Here is a 24,049-nt window from a genome sequence, read left to right as displayed (position 1 = left end):
GAAATGGCCGAGTGCTTGGCGCTCGTCGATTGCTTGATTGGTTGACGTTGGCGATGTGCGGTCGTAGGCAGGGTTCATCTTGGGCAAGCGTCTGGACGAGGACTTGTCTCACATCAGGCGGACCGGGATCGGTCTGCCTCCGCGATGCGGGAGGACTGCGCCACGATGGGCTCGTGAAGGTCACGCTGCTCTACTTCGACGGGTGCCTGCGCGCGGCGCTTGATGGGACCGGGACGCCGGACGTCGAAGTGACCTACGGGAAGGTCTCGACGCCGCGGGAGGCAGAGTCCGTTGAGTTCCGCGGCTCGCCGACGATCCTGATAGACGGTCGCGACCCCTTCCTCGATCGAGAGGCTCCCGTCGGGCTGTCCTGCCGGGTCTACCGCACCGGGGCCGGGTTGACTGGCGCCCCGACGGTCGAGCAGTTGGTAGCGGTCCTGCGGTGAGGCTGCTCGGGCGCCGCCGGATGATCCCGACTCAAGAGTCGGTGAGCTGCGACTGCTGCGACCGGGATCTGCGGCGTATCGCGGTGCACGAGCTAGGCGGCACGCCGGAAATCTACGTCTGCCGGCGCTGCGCGCTGTGGATGGCCGCGCGAATTGGACATCTGGAGCCGTGAGCGTCGAGGACAACAAGCGGCTGGTGGCCCGCGCGGTCACCGAAGTCATCAACGGCGGGAACCTCGCCGCGGTCGAGGAGCTGTACGCGTCGGAGATCGCCGCAGCGGCGCGCGAGTGGGTGGCCCCCTTCCGGACGGCCTTCCCGGACGTGCGGATGGAGACCGTGGCCCTGGTCGGCGAGGGCGACACCGTGGTCGGCCACTTCCGCTGCTCGGGCACCCACACCGGGCCGTGGAGGGGCCGGCCCGGCACCGGCCGGGCATTCCGCAACGTGCGGGAGGTGTACTGGTTCACCGTTCGCGGCGGCCGCATCGTCGACTGGTGGGGGCTGGAGGACAACGACGACCGGCGGCGCCAGCTACGTGCGGGCGGCACACCGGCCTGACCGGCACCCAGCCACGCGACTGCGCTGTCCATGGCGCTAGACCGAGCGCGGGGAGCACATGATGACCGCGACGCCTGCCAGGCAGATGAATGCGCCGACCACGTCGCAGCGGTCCGGCCGGAAGCCGTCGGCGACCATTCCACACGCGAGGCTGCCAGCGACGAAGGCGCCGCCATGGGCGGCGAGGATGCGGCCGAAGTTGGCGTCGGGCTGCAGCGTGGCGGCAAATCCGTAGGCACCGAGCGCGAGCACCCCAGCCCGATCCACAGCCAGCCCCGATGCTCGCGGCCGCCCTGCCAGACCAACCATGCGCCGCCGATCTCGGCGACCGCAGCCAGGAGGAAGAGCACGATCGAGCGCAGGACGGTCGCGTCTGCAGCCTGGCACGGGCCGAACGCACGAGCTTCGCGCGAGCCAGACTCGAGGGAGCCGTACGTCGATCTTCGGGCTCGCGAGGCCTACCGGTGGCTCCACACCTTGATCGCCGACAAGACGAGCAGCAGTCCCAGCAGCGGGATGAGCACCGCGTCGGCGACGACGCCGAGCAGGAAGCCACCGAGTACGGTTCCCGCGATCGAGCCGGCGGTCATGGCGATCACGAAGCCCGAGTTGTCCCGCAGTGCTGCGAAGCTCTGCGAGCGGCTGTAGCGCGCGAAGGCGACGATCATGGTTGGCAGGGAGATGGCCAGCGACAGACTGCCCGCGATCTTGATGTCGATGCCGAACAGTAGAACGATCGTCGGGATCAGCAGCTCGCCTCCGGCAACACCCATGAGGGCCGCGACGACGCCGATGGCGAAGCCGGCCACCACCCCGACCGGGATGCGTACCGCCGGCGCGAGGCCCAACGGGTCGAACGAGCCGAGATGGGTGACGAGCAGCGCTGCGGCGATGAGCACCAGCAGGACGGCGAGGACGCGATAGAGCGTGCGCGACGCCATTCTGATCGCCCAGCTCCCACCGACCCACGCGCCGATCAGGCTTCCGGCGAGCAGGTTGACCACCACCGACCACTGCGCTGCAACGTCGCTGAAGGGAACCCCGAGCAGTCGGGCTGGCAGCGCAGTCGCGACCACGACGAGGCTCATCGCCTTGTTCAGAATCACTGCTTGCAGCGCGACGAAGCCGAACAGGCCGATCAGCAGCGGAAGCCGGAACTCGGCTCCACCCAGGCCGATCATCCCGCCGAGCACTCCGACGCCCCCACCAACGAGAAAGGCGGTCAACAGCGGACGCCTGGAGTTCCCCACCTGCTCAAGGGCAGGCGTGGTGGCAGCAGTCGGCTCCGACCCCACCGCGCGACCGTAGGCGAGGCACCCACAGCGAATCCACGCTGCACGGATCCTCACGACGGGTGGCCGGCAGCTGGCCGACCGGTCAGGAGTTCTCACGGAAGGTGAGCTGTCGGCGGTGGTGCTCGAAGTGCCGGGTGGCGTACCGGTAGACCTCGGCCAAGGTCAGATACCGGAAGTACGGATCCCAGTCGGGCGGGAACGGCATGCCGCGATGCAGGGCCGCCTCCGTCTCCCCAACCAGGTTCCGCTGCAGCGCGGCGATGGTGCGGTCGGCCAGCGACCCCATCCGAGCATGGTTGAACACCCGAGCTCCGCCCACCGACCCCCAGTAGTTGATGACGTGGAAGGGCCGGGACGTGAAGGTCAGCAGGGCGGCCCAGCCGCGTCCGACTGACGGCGGCAGTCGGCTGACCACGCGCACCAGCGGGAGCAGGGTCCGCACGATCAGGTACCCGAAGACCATGTGGTATAGCAACTGCTCGTTGGTCCACCGGGTGCCGTCGCTGCGCCGGCGGAGATCGCCGGCGTCGGCCGCGGCCAGCAGGGCGTGCAGCCGGACCAGAGCCTGTTCCATCTCCCGTGCGATGGCCGACCGGTCCACCGCAGCCTCGGCCGGCGGCTCAACGGCGGCGGGACGGCGCCTCACCCGGCCACGGTGAGCCCACTCCGCGCGGGGCCGCAAGGTCCCATGACGCCGGAGCCGCTCTCCCACGAGCGCCCGTGCGTCGATGTGGTGCAGCGGCGGCTGGCGTGTGTCTCGTCGCAGCCTTGGTCATCGGCCCCGCCGCACTGGTCCTCGGTATCGCAACGTGGCGCCTCGCCTCAGCGGATCGGCAGCGGACGCTGTTGGCGTCGTCAGCTCCGATACCCACGAGCTGATCCCCGCGTTGCAAAATGATCTCGAGGTGGTTCGGCGCAGTGGGCTGTGACTGAAACCCGTCCTGAACAGGGCTTCACCGTTGGTCGCTGTCAGGCGGTGTGGGCCGTTCCTGGGCGTTTGCGGACTGTGTGCGGACTGAGCACGCCTCGGCAGTCGCATCGGACGCTGCGCTCGGAGGCGGCACCCGCCCCATCCCCGCGGGAGCCTCTCCGACTGCGCCGGCCAATGGCCGCCGCCAGAGAGCAGGCGCGCTGGGCCGCCGGCGCCGACGCGGTCGCCGCCTTCGAGCAGAAGGCCCGGCCAGCTGCTCGACCAGGCCGACGCCCACCGCGAACTGTCCAGGTCGCTGGCCCACGAGGACGCCACCGCCAACGCCTGACCCCGGGCCAGCCTGAGTCGCGCGTCGAGCGGGCCCCGCTCACGATCGCTGCCCACTGCCGGGCCGTCATGATTGCGTTCGCAGACGTCCGCCGACGTTCGCAACGGCGCCCCCAGCAGCAGATTCACAGGGGTCCGAGACGGCAGCGGACGGAGGTGAACAGCCGTGGATCCCCTGCAACTGTAACCAGGACTGCGACCACCACGAGCTGGTCCGTCAGCGCGAACGGGGTCGGACCGGCGGGGTGCCGGCCCGACCCCGCCGGATCACCGTCGGTTCGCGCCCGGGACGAGCAGCACCTTCCCCGCGTCCCCGGTGAGCAGCTCGACCGCGGCGTCGGCCTCGTCGAGGGGCAGGCGGTGGGTGATCAGCCAGTCGAGGTCGATGCGACCCGACTGCAGCAGGACCAGCAACTGCTCCCACGTGTCCCAGAGCCGGCGGCCGAAGATGCCGCGGAGGGTGATGCCCTTCTTGTTCACGAACGCCGCGATGTCGATCGCGGCCGGCTCGCTCGGGTGTCCGACCGTCACGAGGGTGGCCTCCCGCCGCAGCGCCTCCAGCAGCGGTGGCAGCACCCCGCGCACGCCGGAGACCTCGAACGCGACGTCGAAGCCACCGCGCGGGCCGGCCAGGTCGCGGCACACGCCGACGACGTCGTCCGACGGGTCGAGCACCCGGGCGCCGGTCGACCCCGCCTGCTTCCGGCGGAACGGGTTGGGTTCCACGGCGACGACGGCCGCGGCTCCCAGGGCGAGGGCGATCTGTGCGATGACCAGACCCACGGGCCCGCAGCCGTTGACCAGGACGTACTGCCCGGTCACGGCGTAGCCGGACCGCTGGACGGCGTGCATGGCCACCCCGGCCGACTCCAGCAGGGCGCCGGTCTCGAGCGACACCGACTCGGGCAGCGGCACGCAGATGCCCGCGGGGACGGCGACGCGTTCGGCGAAGACGCCGTCGATGTGCATGCCGAGGATGCCGGTCCGCTCGCAGGTGTGCGCGCTGCCGGTCCGGCACGGGTAGCACCGGCCACAGATGAGGTGGCTCTCCAGCGCGACCCGGTCGCCGGGGGTGACGTTCTCGACGCCCGCGCCCACGGCGAGCACCGTTCCGGAGCCCTCGTGGCCGAGGACCACCGGCGGGGTGAGGTTGAACGCCTGTGCCGAGCGCGTCCACTCGTAGAGCTCGCGGTCGGTGCCGCACAGCGAGGCGGCGGCCACCTCGAGCAGCACCTGCCCCGGGCCGGCCACGGGCTCGGCCCAGTCCTCGCGGACCTGGATGCCGCGCTCGGCTGCGTGCTTGACGACGGCCTTCATGGTGTCCTCCTGATCGATCGGTGGGGTGTCCCGCGCGGCTCAGACGAGGCCGGCGAAGCGGCGGAACAGGTCGGGGGGGCCGACCTGACCGCCCTTGAGCAGCACGCGGCAGCCGGCGACGGCCGCCGCGTCATCGGTGGTGCAGATGGGTCCGGCGGTGACGAACTGCTCGCTGACCCGCAGCTCGCCGACCCCCATGGCCAGCAGGGCGTGGCTGGAGGTGTCGCCGCCGCAGACGACGACGTCCCGGGTCAGTCCACGGCGGGCCAGGTCGCCGGCGAGCCGGCCGATGGTCCCGCCCACCTCGGCGGCGGTGACGGAGCCGACGCTCAGCCGGGGGTCGTCGGGACCCCGCGTGGTGTGGGCGACGACGTCCCGGCCGGCCCGGAGTGCCGCCTCGACGGCGGCCGACCACGGCTTCCCGGTGACGTCGCCGGCGACGTCACCGGCCGGGATCGGGACGTCGACCCAGCCGTGCCGGACGGCGTCGGCGATCTGGCCGGCGGTCGTGGTGGACGCGGACGCCGACACGACGAGCGTCGGGCCACGGGAGGCGGTGGGAGCCGGCGGCCTCCGCGGTGCGCCGCCGCGGAGGCGGGCCAGCGCGGCCATGATGCCCCCGGAACCGACTACGAGCGCCGGTCCGGCGCGACGAGGGTCCCGGAGCAGGGCCTTGGCGACGGTGTCCATCTGCGCCTCGTCGACGGCGTCCACGACGAAGGCCTCGGCGTCGGCCGCCCCGCGCAGCTGCGCCCACCGGTCGTCGAAGCTGCCGTCGGCGTGGGCCGGCAGCTGCAGGCCCGGGACGGGGCGCCGGCTGGCGAGCTGTTCGGCCAGGACCAGCCGCAGGTCGGCCTCGCACATCGGCGTGGACGGGTGGCGGGCCATCACGGGGTGCCGGTCGAGCCGGTACACCTCGCCTGCGTAGGCGCCGAAGTGCTGGCTGAAGGCGGTGTAACGACCGAAGCCGGGCTGCGCGGGGACGACGGGCACCGGTCCGTGTCCGGGGAACCGCTCGTGCAGGAGCTCGATCCCCCGCCCAATGCTGCCGACGGTGGGCGAGGAGTCGAACGTGGAGCAGACCTTGTAGAGCAGCACGGACAGGTCCAGGGACGCCAGCGGGGCGAGGCCGGACCGCACCGCCTCGTCGAGCGCGTCGCCGGCCAGCGAGCGGGCCGGTCCGGCGATGCCCACGACGTCGGCATCGTCCGGCATCGACCGTCCGGGGTCGAGGACCAGCATGGCGTCGAGCCCGTAGGCGTGCGCCTGCGCGAGGACGTCGCTGGCGCCCGTCAGGTCGTCGGCGAGGAACCCGATGTCGGCCATCAGGCACCTGCCGGGAACGTCTGCAGCGCGTGTGCCAGGGCGGAGTCGCCCCGAGCCGCGCGCGCCGCGGCCGCGTCCGCCAACGGGTCGCCACTCACCGCCGCGGTCCACGCCTGGCGCAGGCTGCGGACGCCGGCGGCCGGCCCGTCGGGGTGGGCGGCGATCCCACCGCCGGCCAGCATGAGCAGGTCGGTCGACCCCACCGCCGCGAACGTCGGACCCGGCGTGTGCACGTTCTGCCCGGACGACAGCGTCGGGAGCGGGGCGATCGTGGTCCCCAGCGGCGCCTGCAGGCTGCGGATGTTCGCCGCGACCTGCTCGTCCCGCTCGTAGAACTTGCTGCCCAGCCCGCTGGCGTGGACGTGGTCGGCGCCGGCCAGGCGGGCCAGCTGCTGCCAGACCGTGAAATCCAGCCCCAGGGCGGGGGAGCGCATCGAGGCGGCCAGTCCGGCCCGGTGGCCGTGGATGGGCACCTGGGCGAATCCGCGCAGCCACGCGAGCGCCGGCAGGCCCACGACCGGGACGTTGAGCATCACGCAGTTCCCGCCCGCCTCGACCACCAGGTCGTGACGGCGCTGGAGGCCGGCGAGGTCCCCGGTGATGTTGAAGGCGTACATCGTCCGGTGCCCGGTCACCTGCTCGGCGTCCCCGATCTCCTCCAGCGCGACGCGGACGCGGGTCTCCAGGGGGAGGTACGCCGGATCGGTCATCAGCTCGTCGTCCTTGATGAGGTCGATCGAGGCGCGGGCCAGCTCGCGCACCACGCCGCGGAACTCGTCCTCCACCAGGCCGACGTTCGGCTTGACGATCGTGCCGATCAGCACGCCGTCCGGCACGCCCATGAGCTTGCGGGTGCCCGCGACGCCGAAGGCGGGGCCGGGGTGGGCCGCGATGAACTCGTCGGGCAGCTGGATCGACTGCAGCCGGCAGGCGTACAGCTCGACGAGCTCGAAGAGGTTGCCGGCGACCGCGGTGAGCAGGGTCGCGATGTCGGTCCCGATGTTCACCATCGGGAACTCGACGACGACCTCGGCCGCGGTCACCCGCTCCGGCCGGCGCCGCGACGGCAGGGAGGGCGCGCACTCGCCGAGCTCGCGGACCGCTACGACCTCGGCCGCATGGCGCTCGCGGATCCGGTCGGACTCTCCGGGGACGGCGATGAAGGTCCCGCTCGACTGCTCGCCGGCGAGAGCGCCCGCGGCCCGTGCGACGTCGACGGCCTCGATGTAGTAGGTGCAGCGGATACGGCGGGGGTCACGCATGTCGGGGTCCTCCGATCGGTGCGGGCGGGATGGCGCGGTCACGCGTGGTGGGGTTTCGGCGGGACCACGGGCAGGGGGACGGGCTCGAGCGCTCCGGCTCGCTTCATGACCCAGGCCGCCACGGTGGGGGCCAGCAGGGCCGTGACGAGGACGGCCGTGGCGGCCTGGGCGGACGCGGAGGCGACGAAGGGCGCGAAGTTGGGGTCCGCGGCGGCGACGGCGGCAGGAACGGCCACGGCGTTGCCGGCCGTGGTGCCGGCCGCGAAGCCGATGCCGCTCTCGCGGCCCCGCCGGAGCAGGAACCGGTAGCCGAGGTAGGTGAGCCCGCCGGTGAGGACGACGACGCCGGCGCCCAGCACGAGCCCGGCGGCACCCCCGGTGAGGACGGTCCGCAGGTCGATGCCGGTGCCCACCGCGAAGGACATGAACGGGATGACGACGTTCGGCACGGCGTCCAGGGCCTTGGTCCACTCGCGGTCCACCGCGCCGATGAACAGGCCGATGACGAAGGGCACCAGCGCGGCGACCAGCGCCAGCAGGGGGATGTCCGCCAGGCCCGAGGCGCCCAGGAACACCAGCGCGAGGAAGGGGCCGTCGTCGAAGGCGCTGGCGACGTAGGCGCCGCGGTCCCGCTCGTCCCCGTACTCGCCGGCGAAGGCGAGCCACATGGCGCCGTTGCTGTTCCCGAAGATGGCGATCAGCCCGAGGATCGAGATGCCGGCGACCCCGTCGATGCCGACCGTGAGTCCGAGGACCACGCACAGCGTGATGGGGATGAGGGTCTTGGCGAGGAGGACGACCAGCGTCGTCCCGGCGGCGCCCTTGCCGTTGTGCGTGCCGGTGATGGACGCCCCGGTGGCCAGGACCAGCAAGGCGATGAGGGCGAGGGCGCCGTCCTTGAACAGGGCGGTGGTGAAGCTCCCGATCCCGAGTGCGTCCGGCGCGAAGGTGTTCATGAGAACGCCGAGCGCCAACGGGATGAGCATCAGGCCGCCGGGGACCCGACGCATCGCCTCGAACATGGGGAACTTGGACGGGCTCGTCCGCAGGACATCGCTCACAGGGACCTCCATCGACCGGACAATGTGTCCGTACAATTTGTCCGTACGAAGGTAAGGTGACGTGCGCCACGTCGTCAACCCCCCGTGTCGACAGGGCACGATGCTGGGAGGGACGTGGCCGGTGCGGCGCCGCGGCGCTCAACGGGAGGAGGGCGGGATGTCCGTCGAGGGGTCCATGGCGTCCGAGGCCACGGACGACGTTCCGCCGCCGCTGGAGCTCGGCCGCGCCGCCGGTGTGCCCCTGTACGCGCAGATCCGCGATGCGCTCCGGCAGCAGATCGACAGCCACTCCCTGCCACCCGGAGCACCGCTGCCGACCGAGGAGGCGCTGCAGGCGCGCTACGGCGTCTCGCGGAGTGTGGTCCGGCAGGCGCTGGGCGACCTCGCCGACCTCGGACTGATCGTCCGTCAGCGCGGCCGCGGCAGTGTCGTGGCACCACGTCCCGAGCACCGGCGGCGCGCGGACCAGGCCGGCGGCCTCCGCCAGCAGGTGGAGGCCGGTGGCCGCCACCTGTGCACGGACATCGTCGGGCTGGCGGTCGACCAGGCGCCGTCCGCTGCCGCCGCCGCGCTCGGGGTGACCGACACCTGGCGGCTGGAGCGGGTCCGGCGGGTGGAGGACGAGCCGCTGGTGTTCATGCGCACGTGGTTGCCGAGGGAACTCTTCCCGCACCTGTCGGCCGAGGACCTCGACGGCGGCTCCCTGCACGACTGGATGCGGGCGCGGGGTGTCGAGCCGCAGGGCGGCCCGCGCCAGCTGCAGGCGGTGCCGGCGGACGAGGCCGTGGCGGCCCACCTGGACCTGCGCGTCGGCGTGCCGGTCCTGCTGCTGCAGGGGGTGACCCGGGACCAGTACGGGCGCGGGCTCGAGTGGTTCACCGCCTGGCACCGGCCGGACACCGTGTTCGACGTGGACGCGCACGTCGGGCCCCGTCCGCTCGGGGCGGGCGGGGGCGAGGAGCTCGGACGGATCCGCGAGCTGGTGCAGGAGTTGGCACTGCTGCTCGGCACGCAGTCCCCGCGGGCCTGAGCGGACGACGGGGCGGGCACGTGGAGGACCATCCAGAGCTGCGCGGGCAGGTGGTCGCGCTGGGCGCGTCGCTGTTCGCCCGCGGACTCACGGCCGGGCGCACGGGCAACCTGAGCGTCCGCGTTCCCGGCGGGTTCCTGGTGACCCCGACCGGGTCGAGTCTCGGGCAGCTGTCGACCGACCAGCTCAGCCTGGTCGACCTGCAGGGGTGCCACCGCGACGGGCCGCGGCCCTCCAAGGAGGCGTTCCTGCACGCAGCCGTCTACCGGGCCCGGCCGCAGGACTCCGCGGTGGTGCACACGCACAGCACCCACGCGGCCGCCGTGTCCTGCCTGGCTGACGTGGACCCGCACGACGTGCTGCCGCCGCTGACGGCCTACTACGTCATGCGGGTGGGACGGCTGCCGCTGTTGCCGTACCACGCTCCGGGCGACCGCTCGCTCGAGGAGCTGGCGGAACGGACGGCTCGCGCGTCGCACGCCATGCTGCTGGCCAACCACGGGCCGGTCATCTCTGCCGCCGACCTCGCGTCGGCCGCCGATGCCGTCGAGGAACTCGAGGAGACCGCCCGCATCCACCTGCTGCTACACGGGCGGCGGACGCGGCCGCTGACGCCCGAGCAGGTCACGGCGCTCCGGCGGACCTGAGGCAGCGGCTCAGCGCCCCGTCCCCCGCACTCCTGCTGGCCGGAGAGCGGAACGGCCTCGCGGACGCCGGACTGACGACAGCCGACGATCTGCTCGCCGCGTGTGGCAGTCCCGAAACCGGCGCCCACCCGTGGTCGGGCCACCCCCTGCCAGGGCGGCCGGATGGGTTCCCCAGGGTCCGCCGGAGTACACACCCACAGGTCAGCCGCGAGTGATGTCTGAAAGGACCGCCACGAACAGCGGTGAACGCAGTGCTTGGGCCACCACGGTGGCACCAGCACCGGGCGCTTCGGTCCTCAGCTGCGCCTCTGGCATGTCGACCCGGTGAGCCTCACTGCGACGCACCAGAGCTTGGACGTGCGCCCCGGCCACAGAGCGCCCTCGACGGGGCTCCTGACCGCCGGGGCTGGCCTCCATCAGGCCATGTGCAGCCCGACGACGACGTCGCTGTCGTCGCCCTTGCCGGCCGGATGCGCCTCCATCCCGCTGAGGAGCCGCACCGTCTGCCAGCTCCCAGGCGCCCATGCCCGCGTCAGGACGCCCTCCAGGGAGAGCGCGACCAGCGCGCCGCCCTCGGTGGCCAGCATCCCCGCCTCGATCCGCTCCTCCGCGCCGTCTGCCGCCTGGACCAGCCACACACCGGGCATCCTGTGCTCCCCCTCGAGGCGCCGCGTCTCAGCGCCGTACCGGAACACAACGGGGCTGGATGCGGGGCGGCAATTCGAGCCGGGCGCGGCATAACCGGCGGTTACCGGAACACTATCGTGCGGCATCGAGCTGCGGCGGAGGTTCACCGTGCGGCTGGCAACGGGCGGTGCTGCTCCGGCTCGCCCCACCGGTACTGATGCAAGGGTCGGCCCGTGGTCAACGCTGAGCGGCGCGGCGCAGCCCGCTTCGCGCTCGATGGGCAGCTTGGCACGCTGCTCGGTGAGGTCTCAGGACGTGGTGTAGCGGGTGCAGCGGATGCCAGTCCGTGCCCACGCCGCCCGCCGCCTTCCACGAGGCGATCGCCGCCGAGTTGGACGACGCCGCGCTGACCGTGGCCGCCCCCGCCCGAGCCGACGAGCTGAGGCGACCTGCGGCAGCCGAGCGCGACCTCGCCTACGCCGCGAAAGGACGGGTCGTAGGCGTGCGCGCGCGTCTGGCTGCGGAGGGTGTCGACGACGTCGGCTGACACCGACGTCCGGGTGATCGGCCGGCGCCGTCGACCGGGGTCACCTCGGGCAGCGGCGCGGCGTCTGCGGCACCTCTTGCGGCGGCAGTGTCGGCAGGAGCCGCGGGGGTAGCTCACGGTGACGGTCGTGTGGGATCCCGGGGTCCCGGACGGCCCAGACCCGGCGGTCCCAACCCGTGGCCGCCGGGTCGCCCGAACCTCAGCGCTGCGGCCGGCTGGGGATCTCCCCGGTCTCCGCCAGCCGCCGGGCCACCTCCCGCAGCTTCTCGTTGCGCGCCTGCGACAGCCGGCTGAGCACGGCGAAGGCCTGGTCCGGGGTGATCTTCAGCCGTTCCATGAGGATGCCCTGGGCCATCCCGATCAGGTTGCGGGTGGCCATCGCCGTGCGCAGGTGCTCCTCGGTCTGGGCGCTGCGCAGCGCGACCGCGGCCTGCGCGGCGAACGCCAGGCCCTCCCCGCGGGTCTCGGCATCGAACGCGTTGGGCTGCGGTGAGTACAGGTTCAGCGCGCCGAGGCTGTTGTGCTGTTCGTCGGTGAACAGCTGCAGCGACAGGCTGCTGCGGATGCCGGTCTCCTCGGCGACCCTGCTCGACCAGCGCGGGTAGTGCTCGTCGGCGGTCATGTCGTCGATCTGGAATGTCTCCTGCTCCCAGATCGCGTCCAAGCACGGGCCCTCCTCCAGCTCGTATTGCAGCTGATCGGCCCGGGCTGCCCGGTCGTCGCTGCTGGCTGGGGTGTCCACCTCGCGGCGCCGCCTCACCAGCGACACGCTGGCCCACACCTCTCCGTCCAGGTTCGCGGCGGCGGCCTCGACCACCCGCTGCAGCGTGTGCTGCAGGTCGGGCTCGTTGAGCAGCTCGCGGGCGATCGCGGCCAGCCGTTCGTCGAAGTCCCGCTCCTGGGGCACGCCTGTTCCCTTCCGTCGGCCACTCCTGCGGCGGGGCCGGTGACCCCCGGGTCTTTACCCCGCTGGGTCATGCTGACTCGTGCGGCGTCCACCTCGGCGAGCTGAAGCCGCCCGGGCCGCCTCATCGTTGAGGGAGCCCGCTCCCCGGGACATGGCAGATCTCGGGACATGGCAGATGAAGAACGAGAACGGGATGCGACTCACCCGAACACAGGCCACGGCCGCCCCAACCAAGGGAGGGGCGGCCGTGGGCTGTGTTCCGGGGCGGTCGGCCGCCGGCCAGCATGCAGCCTCCGCAGCCGTGCGGGAAGACCGGCGCCCGACCCGGCCGACGCCCCTCGGCCCCGTGCCACCACGTCATTCGGATGGAACTCTTCTGGAACGATCGGTGCCGGTTGGGGAGGCCGACGCCACCCACGCGACATCCCCGGCGACCTCAGGAGCGACACGGTGCCCGACGCGGCGAACGGCGAAGAGGACTGGCGGATCTCCTGGGACGCGCCCCTGCGGACCGCTCGGGCGCAGGCTGCTGCCCTGACCTCGACCACCGACGCGGTCTGCCGGGTGGACCGCGAGTGGCGCTTCACCCTCGTGAACGCCGCCGCCGAGCGGCTGCTGGGCCGCCCCGCGGATGAGCTGGTCGACCAGCGGGTGTGGGACCTGTTCCCCCGCTGGGTCGACCGTGACCTGTACCGGGCGCTGCACGAGGCCGTCGAGCACCGCGTGCCGGTGAACCTGTTCACTCTCGAGGCGCGGTGGCGGCGGTGGTTCGAGGTCCGCGCCTTTCCCGACGCCACCGGACTGTCGGTCTTCTTCCGGGACGTCGACGAGTTCCGCCGGATGGCTCAGGAGCAGGCCGCGCGCACGGAGCTGCTGCGCGCCGCGCTGGAGGTCTCCCCCGCCGGCACCGTGCTGCTGGACGCCGACGGGACGATCCTGGCCACCAACCGGCAGTGGTACGCCTTCGGCGAGCGCAAGGGCGAGGCCCGGGAGCTGCGCGCACCGGGCACCAGTTACCACGACGCCGCGCTGCGCTACGTCACCCCCTTCGACGCCCGGACCATCCACCGCGGGCTCGAGGCGCTCGCCGCGGGCACCGAGGACGCCTTCGCCCACGACTGCGCCGTCCCGGTCGAGGGACAGCTCGTCTGGTTCCACGTCCAGGCCTCCCGGGTCGACGACGCCGGCCGGATGGTGGTCACTCACACCGACATCACCCACCGGGTGCAGGCCGAGGAGGCCGCGCTGTGGCGCGCCCGCCACGACCACCTGACCGACCTGCCCAACCGCGCCCATCTGCACGAGCTCATCGCCGGAGCTCTGCGCCGGCCGGGGCGCGGTCCGGTCACGGTGCTGTTCATGGACCTCGACGGCTTCAAGGCCGTCAACGACTCCCTCGGTCACGAGGTGGGCGATGAGCTGCTGCGCCACGTCGCCGCCCGGCTGAGCGCCCGCACCCGGGGCGACGACGTCGTCGGCCGGCTGGGCGGGGACGAGTTCGTGGTCCTGGCCCACGACTGCGATCCCGAGGGCGGCGTCGCGCTGGCCGAGCGGATGCAGACGGCGTTCGACTCTCCCTTCGTGATCGGCGACGCGCAGCTGTCGCTGACGGCCAGCATCGGGATCGCCACCTCCGACGCCGAGCACCAGCCCCCCGAGCAGCTGATCCGCCAGGCCGACACGGCGATGTACGCGGCCAAGACCGCCCGACGCGACCGCTCCCACGTCTCCACCCGGGGGCTGCCGCAGTCGGCGCGGCACCGCCCGCGCGCCGGCTCCGGTCTGGACCGGGCGATCGCGGAGGACCAGCTGCGGCTGCTCTACCAGCCCTTTCTGGACCTGGAGGCCGGTGCGGTGGCCGGGTGGGAGGCGCTGCTGCGCTGGGAGCACCCCGAGCAGGGGATGCTGGCACCGGAGGACTTCCTCCCGCTCGCGGAGGAGGCCGGCCTGATCGGCCCGCTCACCCGCTGGGTGCTCACCGCCGCCACCACCGCGGCCGCGCGGTGGGCCGCGGCCGGATGGCCCGCCTTGGTGACCGTCAACATCGACCCCCGGCCGTCCTCCGCCGTGTCGCTGGCCGACGACGTCACCGCGGCTCTGACCGCCTCCGGGCTGGCGGCCTCCCGGCTCGGCCTGGAACTGACCGAATCCGGTCTGGCCGACGACCCGGGACGGATCGCCGACCAGCTGCACCAGTTGCACGCGGTGGGCGTGGGACTGTTCATCGACGACTTCGGCGCGGGCGGTGCACCACTCGGCCGGCTGCTCACCCTGCCGATCACCACCCTCAAGCTGGACCCCGGCCTGCTCGCCGGTGAGCACGATCCCGCCACCGGAGACCGGCGTGGCGCCCTGGAGGCACTCGTGGCCCTGGCCGCTGCGATGGGCGCCGACGTCCTCGCCGAAGGCATCCAGACGCCACAGCAACTGACCCGCGCGCGGGCCGCCGGCTGCCGCCACGGCCAGGGGCACCTGCTCGCCGCCCCGATGCCGGCCGACCGCGTCGTCGACTGGCTCACCGCACGCAACCTGGGCGATCAGCGCCCGTAGACCCCCGTGGCGACCGGCGGTCGGGCCCAGACAGGGGGTGGCAGGGTCTCAGTTGCCGGGGATACCGCATCGACGGACGACGGCACCTCGACCCCGAGGGCGGAGGGATCCAGGTCGAGCCCGGTCAGAGCGCGGTGGAGCCAGCACCCGGCGGTAGGCGGGACCGTGGGCCGGCTGATGGCGCAGAAGGGCCAGCGCTACCTGGTGGCAGCGATGCCGGCTCTCGTGGATTGGTTCCCGCATCTGGCGGTGGTCATCGTCGGGGGGGGGCGGCTACCTGGCCGGGGACCTGGCCCGGCAACGGCACGGTCTCAGCCTGGGCCCCCGCTTGCCTCCGGGCGCCCTCGACCCCGGCGGCACCGCTCGTGAGCCGCACAGCGGCGCGACCGCTGAAATCGGCGATCAGGAAGCTCAGCTCGTGCGCGCCAAGCATCCCCGCGAGCGCCTCCACCGCGGCATCCACCGCTTCGATCGGCGCGATGCCGTCGACCCGATCGAGCAGCGTGCCGACGTCGAAGCCGCGGCCCGGCGGGGTCCCCATGGAACGACTTCATGTGGCGCGTTCGCCACCACGGCTTCGTCGCATCGACGTCAGCTGCCGCAATCGGCCGGTCGCCCCGCTGACTCCCGCGCTCGTTGCGGCGGAGACCCCTGATCAGCCACTGGCCGCACGGCCCGCCTTCGGTACCTCACTGACACAACGCGCGTCGCGTTCATCGGTCGTCGAGGTTGCAGCGCTCGGCGCCACCCTCGTGCTCGGTGAAGACCTTCGGCTGCCGCTTGGGCTGGCGACCGCCTGCTCGTAGCTGCGGTGCGCGTACTGGACGGGGATTTGCCGGTCGTTCGCGCCGTGGACGACGAGGTACGGCACGTGGATCCGCTCGACGACACCGTCGAGGTTGATCCGGTCCCAGAGCTTCTCCATCGATCGCGATCGCCGGTCCTGCGAGGCCCACATCCGCGGACACCATGGACCGCTCCACCCGCCCGGGGTCGACGGTGCGGTCCGTCGGCCCGCTCACGTCCCCGGGATGACGAGCCCGGTCCCGTAGGCGAGCACGACCAGTCGGCGCGGTCGCGAGCGTCGAGCTCGGTCAGCAGCCGCGAGGCGTGGGTGCGCGCCGTCGCCGGAGGCTGGGTCCCGGTGGCCGCGGGCACGCATGAGCGCTGCGAAGGGCCCGGGACCACGACGATGGCGGCTGACCGCTGCACCGGCCGCGCGGGTTTCCTCGAGTCGGCGCTCAGGCTGCCTCGACGCACGCCCAGACGTGCTTGCGGTCGTCGTCGACGATCCAGCCGTGTGCCCGGCACAGCCGGGCAACCAGGTGCAAGCCCAGCCCCCCGTCGGCCGGATCTCGGTCGACGGCCGGCACCGGAGGGTGGTCGACTGCGGCATCGGTGACGTCGACGAGCCAGCCGTCACCCGTGGTCGCGACGCGGACGAACACCGGCGACCGCCCGTGCCGTAGACCGTTGGAGGTCAGCTCTTCATAGACCAAGAGCAGCTCCTCCAGGTCCACCGGCGCACGGTGCCGCAGCCACGCCGTACGCACCGTCTCCTGGAGCTCGCCACGGCTCACCGTGAGGTCGATGGGCGTACACAACTCCCGTGCCCAGACCACGAGGGGGGTACCGGGTACGGGCGGCGGCTGTTGGGTCCAGGACCCCTGCTCCATCTGCACACCCTCTGCTCGGGCTGTAGGCAGGCCCTCCCGGGCGAATCGCTCCACCCGCGAGCCTGAGCGGCCTACGAGGCGCGTCAGATTGCCCCCCGTGACCGATGTGGTTCCGGATCGGAGCGTATGCCCGTGGCGGCTGGCCTCTCACCTGCCGCAGGGCTCCCGCGGCCAGGCGTGACCGCGCGGAACCGGCCGCTGTCTCCGCGGTGACGCGGCGCGGCACACGCTGCGCCGTCCGGTAGCCCCCTTCCGCAGCACCCCAGCCCAACCGCCGATCCGGACGCATCTGCGCCGCCGCATCACCGCCGGCTCCGCCGTGCGACGGACGAGAAGCGATAACGCCCCTCACCGACCACTGCAGAAGCCACAAGACCAAGAGGGGCACGCCGCGCTCCGTCGGGTGGCGGAGACGCCATCTCGGGTTCGCGTGGAGGGCGAGAAGCGACTGAGGCCTCGTGCCGACCAGGGATTCTGCGGATCTTGTTCGTCCGATTGGGGTCGGCTCGATGTTCTGGCCCGCCGCATCAGGCCGGGCGGCCCCGCCACCCCGCGGTTAGGAGTGGCGGGGCCTGACCGCGGCGAGCCCCCCGGGTGGCCGTCGCGGCTGCTTAGAGGCCTGCGAGAAAGGGTATTGGTCTCGCTGCTCGACCGCCCGGTCAGCGGATCGGCGTGGACCGGGTCCGGACGAGTGGGAGTTCACCGGTGCGGACCAGGTGCTCGGCGATGTCACGCACCTTGACGTTCCTGCCCATCGAGACTGTGGCCAGGGCTTCGAATGCCTGGTCGGGGGTCACCTTGTGGCGCTCGATGAGAATGCCCTTGGCCTGCTCGATGACCGCCCGGGATTCCAGCGCGATCTGCAGGTTGTCGGCCGTCCTCCGGGCGCTGCGGTAGGCCTGGACGGTTCCGGCGGCGACCGCCGCGTAGGGGGCGAAGCCGGTGGCCACCGCCCGGCTGGCCTCGTCGAAGGCGTCCGGCGTGCGGGCGTAGATGTTCAGCGAGCCCGCGACCGGCTCCTCTCCGGCGAGGATCAGCGGAACGGCGAGCACACCGAGGACGCCGTGTTCGGCGACATAGCGGGCATAGTCCGGCCATCGGCTGTCCGCGCGCGTATCGCCGATCTCGGTCGGGACGCCGGTGCGGGCGGTGTGCAGGCACGGCCCGTCCCCGCGGTCGTACTGGACCTCGTCGAGGCCGAGTGCCAGTGGCCCGGTGTCGACGACGGTGCTCGGCTCGTCCTTGATCATCAGCGTGACCGATGCCTCAGGCTCCCCGGGCATGACCCTCTTGGTGAGGTCGGCCATCGATTGCAGCAGGCTCTCCATGGACAGTTCCCGCAAAGACAACTGGCCCAGGTGCTCCAGCGCCTCGGCGGCTTCCGTGGATCGTTGCTTCTCGCTGCGGGCCACGGCGGGCCTCCGGTCTGATTGATACCGGGGAGCGACCTCGGCGGCGAACCCCAAAGTGGGCTCCGCAATGTGCTACGTCGGGGTGCGACGCAACATCGACGTCCAGGCTGTACCCGGCGTCCTGCCAAGCGTACGCGCCTTCGCGGTTCATCCACCTCGGCACGTGGTGCTCCGGGTCACAGCCAATCGCCGGATGTGCCGTGACCGCGTTGGAGTCAACCCGGTGTCAAGAGCTCGCGCCGGATCTCTCAGGGGTAGTGGACCGGCACCTTGCGACGCTAGGCGACTCAGCGATGACGTCTGAGGCGGTGGTCTGACGTCCGCCCGGCACAAGATCCGCAGGACGGGCCTCAATACTGCAACGGCAGTTATGGCGGTGCCTGTCCTCGGCTGCGGGTAGTGGGCAGCGCGGGCCTGCGCCTGGCGTCGTCGGCGCCACCACGACCAGTCCGCGGCGTGGTCGGGGCCGGGCCCGCGGATGAGGGTGTTGAGCAGGCGCCGCAGTTCCGGCACGGTCAGCGCGATGAGCTGGTCGGTTCCGGTTGCGGATCCCCCTTATCTGTGGAGGGGGCCCCGGGTCAATCGGTCCGTTGTTCTTGGCCTCGTCCGCAGGCGTGGGTGGATGTCGGCCCGCAGCCGCGGTCAAGGTGGAGCGCCCGGTGGACGAACGACCTTGACCGCGGCGAGGACCGGCTCATGGTGGTCGCCGCGGAGGAGGGCGGGGTGGGCCTCACGTCAACGGCGGCTCCTGGCCCGGCGCGGTGGCCGGAGCAAGTTGAGGGATCAGGCAGTGGTGCGCGGGCGCCCGGCCTTATCTCGGTGCACGGAGCTGCTGCTCCGGCGACATGATGAGCGATGGGGTGTCCCGGCAGGGTGCGGCCGCTCGATCTTTTGAGGCCGGCCCGTGGTGTGAACACGGCCGGCAGGGGGCTCTGCGGGAGCGGGCCGCGGGCATCGGTGGGTGGGCTGAGGCGCGCATCCGGCCCCGGATGGTCAGACGGCGGCGAGGGCCTCGTCGCCAAGCGCCCGGAGGGTGTGGTGCGCCCGGCGGGCGATCTTGCGGGCCACCGAGAGCGCGGCCCGGTTACCGCCGAGGCGGTCGGCGACCTGGCGGTAGTAGGCGTGATCCGGAGCGCCCGGGCGGGCGGCGCACTTGGCCGCCTCGAACAGCGCCCAGCGCAGCAGCGGCGAGCCCTGCCGAGACAGCTTCCCTGGCGGCCGTTTGCCGTCGGAGGAGTAGACGGTGATGTCCTGCCCGGTGTGCCGCACCGCCTTGCGGGAGGAGCTGAACCGGCGGGTGTCGCCGAGTTCGGCCCACAACGCGGCCGCGGTGATCTCGCCGACCCCGTACTGGGCCTGCAGCGCCTTGCAGCCGGGCTGGCGGCGAGCGAACGCGGCAATCTGTTTGCGCAGCGGCCCCAGCTCGGCGTCCAGGGCGTCCAGGATCCGCAGCGCGGTGGCCACCGCCTGGCGGCCAGCGGGAGACAGCTGCTCGCCGGCCTCCAGCCGCCGGCGGTTGTCCGCTCCCAGCAGGTCACCGGCGATCGCCGGGGCGCCCTGGTGCAGCAGTATGGCGTGGATGCGCTGCACCCAGGCGGTGTGTTCTTCGCGCAGGTCGCGGAAGAGCTCGAGCCTGGCGCGCATCTCCAGCACCTGCTCGGGCGGGATCCACGATTCGGGCAGCCGCCCGCCGGCGAGCAGCTCGCGCAGATGCCGCGCATCGGTGCGGTCGGTCTTGGCCCGCCGCTTCGGACCGCGGGCGGCGGCGGTGTCGGCCGGCTCGGCCAGGTGCGCCTCGATCCCGGCACGCTGCAGCTCCTCCACCACGAACCGCCAGCCGGTGCAGGCCTCGACCGCGAACGCCGCCGGCGAGTCGACGACGGTGTCCTGGAGCCAGCGGCGCAGCAGCATCCGATCCGCTGGTGCGATCCGGCCACGGCGTTGCTGGCCAGTGCGCTCATCGAGGTAGTCGAAGGTGATCGGCCGCCGGTGGACGTCCAATCCGCCTACGATCCGCATCAGGGGCCTCCTCACGCTCCTACAGCCGACGCATCCAACCGTGCGCCTGAGCTGAGGGGGTCCCTCCGCATGTCATCTTTTCCGCGGTGGCGCGGGTGGCGGACAAGTAGGCGTGGGCGAGCATGGCCAGGGTGATGTGCCGGTACCAGGCGGTGTAGTCACGGACCTGGTAGGAGGCCAGCCGGCCTGGTTCTTGGCCGCCTGGAAACACTCCTCGATCCGCCAGCGGCCGCGGGCCACCGCGACGAGCTGCTCGAGAGAGGTCTCGGCCGGCCCAGCGCAGACGTGAAAGGCCAGCTCGGCCTGCTTGCCGTCGGTGGGGGTGCTCCGGCGGGCCAGCACCCAGCGTGCCCAGCCCGGGTCGAACCCGGCCAGCAGCTCGATCCGGGCCCAGTCATACAGGTGCAGGCCGTGCGCGCCCGCGCCGGCCGACCGCCGGGCCCAGGCCTCGGCCGGCACCTCACAGCGGTTTTCAGGCGACTTGCCGGGTGAGGTAGCCGGCGTGTGAGAACCAGCCGGCGACATCGGCGGCGATGAGCACCGGGAACTACTGCCTCGCCCCCCCGACTGGGTTCTCACCCCGAGGTGATGGGGTCCGACCACGAGGGTCTCTACGACGACGTCGACGAGCTCCGGGAGAAGCTGACCGACGTCCTCGGGAACGCCGACCGGAGGCAGCAGGGTGGGCGGCGACTCTCCGATCGGGCGCGTCTCCTCGCCTCGCCGGACGGGGTGGCCACGCGCGTCGAGCAGGCCGTGCTCGACCACCGCAGTCGAGATCGGCGCCTGTCCTGACCGACCGGGAAGCGGAGGGGCGGTCTCCCCCGGTCGGGGCGGCCGCGCTCGTCGCGTCCGGCACACTCCCAGGACCCCGCCGACCACGGAGGAGATCGATGAGCAGCAGCCGTGCGCTGGCACTGGCAGCCCTGGTGGGCGCGGGGACCGGCGCCGTCGGTCGCCGCGCCCGCACCCTCGCGGCGGTGGCGCCGGACCTGCGGACCCCCGGCCTCTGGCTGCCGCTGTCGATCGGCTCCCGCCTCGAGCTCGGGGCCGCCCGACGGTTGTACGGCCGCGCCACTGCACCGGTCGCGGAGGTCGACGTCTCAGGGTCCGACGTCCCCGGTGGCCAGGACGTCCTCGTCTTCGCCCCCGCGGGCCGCGAGCGCCCGAGCGCGGCGCTGCTGTGGTTCCACGGCGGCGGCACGATCCTCAGCCGCCCCGAGGCCGACGTCGAGCTGTGCAGCCGGATGGCCCGCGACCTCGGCATCCTCGTCGTCAGCGCCCGCTACCGGCTGGCGCCCGAGCACCCGTTCCCCGCCGCGCTCGACGACTGCTCGGCCGCGCTGGACTGGCTGCACGACTCCGCCGGCGTGCTGGGGGTCGACGCCGCCCGCGTCGCCGTCGGTGGTGCCAGCGCCGGCGGCGGGCTGGCCGCCGCCGTGGTGCAGCGGGCGCACGACGAGGGGCCGCCGGTGGCCTTCCAGCTGCTGGTCTACCCCATGCTCGACGACCGCACGGTGCTGCGCCGGAACCACCGCGGACGAGGCCGGGTCGCCTGGACGCCGCGGTCCAACCGCTTCGCCTGGACCGCCTACCTCGGCCACCCGTCCCGGCCCGACGAGCCCCGCCCGTACGCCGCACCGGCCCGCCGCGCGGACCTCTCCGGCCTCCCGCCGGCGTGGATCGGCGTGGGCGACCTCGACCTGTTCCTGGAGGAGGACCTCGAGTACGCCCGCCGGCTGGAGGCCGCCGGCGTCCCGGTCGAGGTGCTGGTCGAGCCGGGGATGTACCACGCCGCCGAGACGGAGCTCGAGTCGTCGGTCCCGTCGATGCGCGCCTTCCGGCGGGCCGCGTTCGACGCCCTCGCCGCGGGACTGGGAGTGACCTCGGCCCGGCGCGTGCGCTGAGCCGGAGGCCCGAGGACCCCACGGGACGCCGACGGCACGGCACGATCGCCGCACCATCGACGCCGAGCGCAGGAGGCCCAGCCGTGTCCCTCGTCCGCCACGTCGTCCCGGCGCCCCTGCGCCCGTTCGTGGCGGCGGCGCACGGCTACCGCTCCCCCGCGATGCCGACGGGGCTGCACCGTGGGCTGCCCTCCCGCCACCTCACGCTGGTCGTCGAGCTGGCCGCACCGCTGCGGGTCAGCGGCACCGGCCCCGCCGTCGCCGCCCACGCGGTCGTCGGCGGGCTGCACACGCGGCCGGCGCTCATCGACGCCACCCGCCCCCAGGACGGCCTGCAGTACGCCCTCACCCCGCTGGCCGCGACCGCCCTCCTCGGGCTGCCCGCCGCCGAGCTCGCCGAGCGGACCGTCGACCTGGCCGACGTCCTCGGCCGGGCGGCGGACCGGCTCGTCGACGACCTCGCGGCGGCCCCCGGCTGGGCGGAGCGGTTCGCGGTGCTCGACGCGGCCCTGGTCGACCGGCTCTCCGGCCGCGTCGTCCCCGTGCCGCCCGAGGTGCGTGAGGCCTGGCGCGTGGTGCACCGCAGCGCCGGCCGCTGCCGGGTCGAGGACCTGGCCGCGCACGTCGGCTGGAGCCGCCGCCACCTGAGCGAGCAGTTCCGGCTCGCCACCGGCGTCCCGCCCAAGCAGGCGGCGCGGATCGCCCGCTTCGAGGCCACCCGGCGGCTGCTGCTCGACCCACGCCGCCTCCCGCTGGCCGAGGTCGCCGCCCGCTGCGGCTACGCCGACCAGCCGCACCTGGCCCGGGAGTGGCGGGCGCTTGCCGGGTGCAGCGTCGGCACGTGGCTGCGCGAGGAGCTCCCGTTCGTCCAAGACAGCGCGCCGGCCCAGGGAGCACCCTGTCCCGCATGACCGATGCGATGACCACCACCGCCCCTGCTCCCACCGTCTGGCCGAGCGTCGGCTTCACCGACGTCGACGCCGGGGTCCGCTTCCTCACCGGAGGACTCGGCTTCACCGTCACCGCCTGCTACCGCGACGAGGACGGCACCGTCGTGCACGCCGAGGCACGCTGGCCGGACGGCGGGGGCGTCATGTTCGGCACCCGCGGCAAGCCCGGCGACTGGGGCGCCCTCGGACCCCAGGGTGTGTACGTCGTCGCGGCCGAGCCGGCCACCGTCGACGCGGCGTGGGAGCGTGTCCGCGGCATGGCCGGGGTCGAGGTGCTGCAGGAACTGCACGACACCGACTACGGCTCCCACGAGTTCGGCGTCCGCGACGCCGACGGCAACCTCTGGACGGTCGGCACCTACCGCGGCGCCTGACCGGGCAGCGGGGACGCCCGGGACACCAACCAGCCCAGCGCCACCTGCCACAGGACGAAGCAGGCGAGCGCACCGAGCCACCCGGCGGGCGTGATGCCGAGCAGCACCGGGCGCGGGACCACGGCGACCGAGCACAGCACCAGGACGCCGGCCAGCCACACGGCCAGCGCCGTCCAGCGGTAGCGCGGCGCGCGGCTGGGGCGGACGACGATGCCGAGGGCCGACAGGTCCTCGGGCGGGTGCCGGCGCAGCATCCGCCGCCGCGACCAGTAGACCAGCACCCCGGGGTAGCACTCGGCCAGCAGCCGTTCGCACCGGCGGCGGCGCCGGCGGGAGAGGCGGACGCGGCGCGGGAGGCACACGGCCTGGACGCGGGCCGCGGCGGCGCGGAACCCGGTGTCGCCGAGGACGATCCGGCCGCGGGCGGCGACCACCGCGGTCACGTCCCCCCAGCCGGTCCCCAGGCCGGTGTGGCTGGGGTGGTACCAGCCGTAGAGGCCACAGCTGCAGCCGCGCGCCGGCGGCCGGTGCTCGTCGTCCACCATGCAGCGGGCGTGCTCGACCGGCCAGCTCCACGGGCCGGCGGCGACGTGCACCGGCGGGCGCAGGCCGTCCTCGGCCAGGCGGAAGCGCCGGTAGCCGCGCAGCTCCCCCGGGACCAGGGCCGGCGGGTCGGCGCCGGGGTCGGTCGGGAGGGTCACGCCGGGGCTGGAGCGGCCGGGGCCGGTTCGGGGCTCGGCGCGGCCGGGGCCGGGTCGGCCACCGGCTCGCACTCGATCTCCCGACGCTCGGGGCCGATGTCGCCGGCCACGCAGGGCCGGGCCGCCGCGGCGGTCCGGGGTGTCAGCGGTGCGGTCAGCGTGTGCATCTGCGGCTCCT

Annotated in this window: 25 protein-coding genes and 1 pseudogene; 10 read left to right on the top strand and 16 right to left on the bottom strand. The window is 73.2% G+C overall.

The genetic code is table 11. The features are described from left to right. Nucleotides 1-173 precede the first annotated feature (173 nt). Together ACU610_RS26465 and ACU610_RS26460 are read left to right on the top strand one after the other, a co-directional pair. Nucleotides 174-446 (top strand): thioredoxin family protein, encoded by a 273-nt coding sequence (locus ACU610_RS26465; protein WP_446770663.1) that lies wholly within the window; start codon nt 174-176, stop codon nt 444-446. A gap of 169 nt (nt 447-615) precedes the next feature. Further along, entirely contained in the window at nt 616-1,005 is a 390-nt protein-coding gene (locus tag ACU610_RS26460; RefSeq protein ID WP_446770662.1) for an ester cyclase, read from the top strand. 36 nt (nt 1,006-1,041) lie between these two features. Here ACU610_RS26460 and ACU610_RS26455 read toward each other — a convergent pair. The 7 genes and pseudogenes from ACU610_RS26455 to ACU610_RS26425 form a co-directional block, all read right to left on the bottom strand. Further along, nucleotides 1,042-1,355 (bottom strand): annotated as a pseudogene (locus ACU610_RS26455) (YnfA family protein). A 108-nt stretch (nt 1,356-1,463) separates the two neighbouring features. Continuing rightward, nucleotides 1,464-2,300, bottom strand: a complete 837-nt coding sequence (locus tag ACU610_RS26450) for a TSUP family transporter (RefSeq protein ID WP_446770661.1) — start codon at nt 2,298-2,300, stop codon at nt 1,464-1,466. A gap of 82 nt (nt 2,301-2,382) precedes the next feature. Beyond that, a complete protein-coding gene (locus ACU610_RS26445; protein WP_446770660.1) occupies nt 2,383-2,946 on the bottom strand; it encodes a DinB family protein in 564 nt (187 codons plus the stop codon). Between the two features lie 879 nt (nt 2,947-3,825). Continuing rightward, the gene (locus ACU610_RS26440; protein ID WP_446770659.1) at nt 3,826-4,875 is read right to left on the bottom strand and encodes an alcohol dehydrogenase catalytic domain-containing protein; all 1,050 of its coding nucleotides are present in this window, start codon (nt 4,873-4,875) and stop codon (nt 3,826-3,828) included. 39 nt (nt 4,876-4,914) lie between these two features. Next, nucleotides 4,915-6,201: a four-carbon acid sugar kinase family protein gene (locus ACU610_RS26435; RefSeq protein ID WP_446770658.1), complete on the bottom strand. Its 1,287-nt coding sequence runs from the start codon at nt 6,199-6,201 to the stop codon at nt 4,915-4,917. Beyond that, nucleotides 6,201-7,463 (bottom strand): ribulose-bisphosphate carboxylase large subunit family protein, encoded by a 1,263-nt coding sequence (locus ACU610_RS26430; protein ID WP_446770657.1) that lies wholly within the window; start codon nt 7,461-7,463, stop codon nt 6,201-6,203. The genes ACU610_RS26435 and ACU610_RS26430 overlap by 1 nt, the downstream gene beginning before the upstream one ends. A gap of 38 nt (nt 7,464-7,501) precedes the next feature. After that, on the bottom strand, nt 7,502-8,524 hold the full coding sequence (locus tag ACU610_RS26425) for a 2-keto-3-deoxygluconate permease (protein ID WP_446770656.1): 1,023 nt from the start codon (nt 8,522-8,524) through the stop codon (nt 7,502-7,504). 157 nt (nt 8,525-8,681) lie between these two features. On the opposite strand from ACU610_RS26425, the gene ACU610_RS26420 reads away from it, so the two are divergent. Both ACU610_RS26420 and otnC read left to right on the top strand, forming a co-directional pair. Beyond that, entirely contained in the window at nt 8,682-9,554 is an 873-nt protein-coding gene (locus ACU610_RS26420) for a GntR family transcriptional regulator (protein WP_446770655.1), read from the top strand. A gap of 20 nt (nt 9,555-9,574) precedes the next feature. Then, on the top strand, nt 9,575-10,201 hold the full coding sequence (otnC, locus tag ACU610_RS26415) for a 3-oxo-tetronate 4-phosphate decarboxylase (protein WP_446770654.1): 627 nt from the start codon (nt 9,575-9,577) through the stop codon (nt 10,199-10,201). A gap of 416 nt (nt 10,202-10,617) precedes the next feature. Here the strand turns inward: otnC and ACU610_RS26410 are convergent, their stop codons facing one another. Next, on the bottom strand, nt 10,618-10,848 hold the full coding sequence (locus ACU610_RS26410; protein ID WP_446770653.1) for a hypothetical protein: 231 nt from the start codon (nt 10,846-10,848) through the stop codon (nt 10,618-10,620). A 326-nt stretch (nt 10,849-11,174) separates the two neighbouring features. Here ACU610_RS26410 and ACU610_RS26405 point away from each other — a divergent pair, with 326 nt between their 5' ends. After that, complete coding sequence (locus ACU610_RS26405; protein ID WP_446770652.1) at nt 11,175-11,375, top strand: hypothetical protein; 201 nt, start codon at nt 11,175-11,177, stop codon at nt 11,373-11,375. Nucleotides 11,376-11,574: 199 nt separating this feature from the next. Here ACU610_RS26405 and ACU610_RS26400 read toward each other — a convergent pair whose 3' ends face one another. Beyond that, nucleotides 11,575-12,282, bottom strand: a complete 708-nt coding sequence (locus tag ACU610_RS26400) for an ANTAR domain-containing protein (protein WP_446770651.1) — start codon at nt 12,280-12,282, stop codon at nt 11,575-11,577. A 450-nt stretch (nt 12,283-12,732) separates the two neighbouring features. On the opposite strand from ACU610_RS26400, the gene ACU610_RS26395 reads away from it, so the two are divergent. Next, complete coding sequence (locus ACU610_RS26395; RefSeq protein ID WP_446770650.1) at nt 12,733-14,832, top strand: putative bifunctional diguanylate cyclase/phosphodiesterase; 2,100 nt, start codon at nt 12,733-12,735, stop codon at nt 14,830-14,832. A gap of 253 nt (nt 14,833-15,085) precedes the next feature. On the opposite strand, the gene ACU610_RS26390 is transcribed toward ACU610_RS26395, so the two are convergent. From ACU610_RS26390 to ACU610_RS26370, 5 genes are all read right to left on the bottom strand, one after another. Next, the gene (locus ACU610_RS26390) at nt 15,086-15,373 is read right to left on the bottom strand and encodes a hypothetical protein (RefSeq protein WP_446770649.1); all 288 of its coding nucleotides are present in this window, start codon (nt 15,371-15,373) and stop codon (nt 15,086-15,088) included. A gap of 114 nt (nt 15,374-15,487) precedes the next feature. Then, nucleotides 15,488-15,757, bottom strand: a complete 270-nt coding sequence (locus ACU610_RS26385; RefSeq protein ID WP_446770648.1) for a hypothetical protein — start codon at nt 15,755-15,757, stop codon at nt 15,488-15,490. A gap of 316 nt (nt 15,758-16,073) precedes the next feature. Beyond that, nucleotides 16,074-16,352: an ATP-binding protein gene (locus ACU610_RS26380; protein ID WP_446770647.1), complete on the bottom strand. Its 279-nt coding sequence runs from the start codon at nt 16,350-16,352 to the stop codon at nt 16,074-16,076. A gap of 815 nt (nt 16,353-17,167) precedes the next feature. Continuing rightward, entirely contained in the window at nt 17,168-17,920 is a 753-nt protein-coding gene (locus ACU610_RS26375; protein ID WP_446770646.1) for an ANTAR domain-containing protein, read from the bottom strand. 993 nt (nt 17,921-18,913) lie between these two features. After that, on the bottom strand, nt 18,914-19,939 hold the full coding sequence (locus tag ACU610_RS26370; RefSeq protein ID WP_446770645.1) for an IS110 family transposase: 1,026 nt from the start codon (nt 19,937-19,939) through the stop codon (nt 18,914-18,916). Nucleotides 19,940-20,527: 588 nt separating this feature from the next. On the opposite strand from ACU610_RS26370, the gene ACU610_RS26365 reads away from it, so the two are divergent. The 4 genes from ACU610_RS26365 to ACU610_RS26350 all read left to right on the top strand — a co-directional run bounded on the left by ACU610_RS26365 (nt 20,528) and on the right by ACU610_RS26350 (nt 23,170). After that, a complete protein-coding gene (locus ACU610_RS26365; RefSeq protein WP_446770644.1) occupies nt 20,528-20,734 on the top strand; it encodes a hypothetical protein in 207 nt (68 codons plus the stop codon). Between the two features lie 98 nt (nt 20,735-20,832). Then, complete coding sequence (locus tag ACU610_RS26360; RefSeq protein WP_446770643.1) at nt 20,833-21,846, top strand: alpha/beta hydrolase; 1,014 nt, start codon at nt 20,833-20,835, stop codon at nt 21,844-21,846. 83 nt (nt 21,847-21,929) lie between these two features. Further along, entirely contained in the window at nt 21,930-22,757 is an 828-nt protein-coding gene (locus tag ACU610_RS26355) for a helix-turn-helix domain-containing protein (RefSeq protein ID WP_446770642.1), read from the top strand. After that, entirely contained in the window at nt 22,754-23,170 is a 417-nt protein-coding gene (locus ACU610_RS26350; protein WP_446770641.1) for a VOC family protein, read from the top strand. The genes ACU610_RS26355 and ACU610_RS26350 overlap by 4 nt, the downstream gene beginning before the upstream one ends. Here the strand turns inward: ACU610_RS26350 and ACU610_RS26345 are convergent. Then, a complete protein-coding gene (locus ACU610_RS26345) occupies nt 23,155-23,871 on the bottom strand; it encodes a hypothetical protein (RefSeq protein WP_446770640.1) in 717 nt (238 codons plus the stop codon). The two genes, ACU610_RS26350 and ACU610_RS26345, sit on opposite strands and share 16 nt — an antisense overlap. Next, nucleotides 23,868-24,038, bottom strand: a complete 171-nt coding sequence (locus tag ACU610_RS26340) for a hypothetical protein (RefSeq protein ID WP_446770639.1) — start codon at nt 24,036-24,038, stop codon at nt 23,868-23,870. The genes ACU610_RS26345 and ACU610_RS26340 overlap by 4 nt, the downstream gene beginning before the upstream one ends. Nucleotides 24,039-24,049: the final 11 nt, after the last annotated feature.

Source organism: Geodermatophilus sp. URMC 61, from assembly GCF_052931555.1.
Note: the sequence above shows the minus strand (reverse complement) of the source record. Positions and strands in the feature narration are given on the sequence as shown.

Excerpts from the sequence above, each read along its gene's own strand:
- ACU610_RS26410 (WP_446770653.1), bottom strand. The coding sequence starts at position 10,848 with ATGCCCGGTGTGTGGCTGGTCCAGGCGGCAGACGGCGCGGAGGAGCGG.
- ACU610_RS26440 (WP_446770659.1), bottom strand. The coding sequence starts at position 4,875 with ATGAAGGCCGTCGTCAAGCACGCAGCCGAGCGCGGCATCCAGGTCCGC.
- ACU610_RS26365 (WP_446770644.1), top strand. The coding sequence starts at position 20,528 with ATGGGGTCCGACCACGAGGGTCTCTACGACGACGTCGACGAGCTCCGG.
- ACU610_RS26340 (WP_446770639.1), bottom strand. The coding sequence starts at position 24,038 with ATGCACACGCTGACCGCACCGCTGACACCCCGGACCGCCGCGGCGGCC.
- ACU610_RS26435 (WP_446770658.1), bottom strand. The coding sequence starts at position 6,201 with ATGGCCGACATCGGGTTCCTCGCCGACGACCTGACGGGCGCCAGCGAC.
- ACU610_RS26390 (WP_446770649.1), bottom strand. The coding sequence starts at position 15,373 with ATGGGGACCCCGCCGGGCCGCGGCTTCGACGTCGGCACGCTGCTCGAT.
- ACU610_RS26420 (WP_446770655.1), top strand. The coding sequence starts at position 8,682 with ATGTCCGTCGAGGGGTCCATGGCGTCCGAGGCCACGGACGACGTTCCG.
- ACU610_RS26350 (WP_446770641.1), top strand. The coding sequence starts at position 22,754 with ATGACCGATGCGATGACCACCACCGCCCCTGCTCCCACCGTCTGGCCG.
- ACU610_RS26360 (WP_446770643.1), top strand. The coding sequence starts at position 20,833 with ATGAGCAGCAGCCGTGCGCTGGCACTGGCAGCCCTGGTGGGCGCGGGG.
- ACU610_RS26370 (WP_446770645.1), bottom strand. The coding sequence starts at position 19,939 with ATGCGGATCGTAGGCGGATTGGACGTCCACCGGCGGCCGATCACCTTC.
- ACU610_RS26385 (WP_446770648.1), bottom strand. The coding sequence starts at position 15,757 with ATGGAGAAGCTCTGGGACCGGATCAACCTCGACGGTGTCGTCGAGCGG.
- ACU610_RS26430 (WP_446770657.1), bottom strand. The coding sequence starts at position 7,463 with ATGCGTGACCCCCGCCGTATCCGCTGCACCTACTACATCGAGGCCGTC.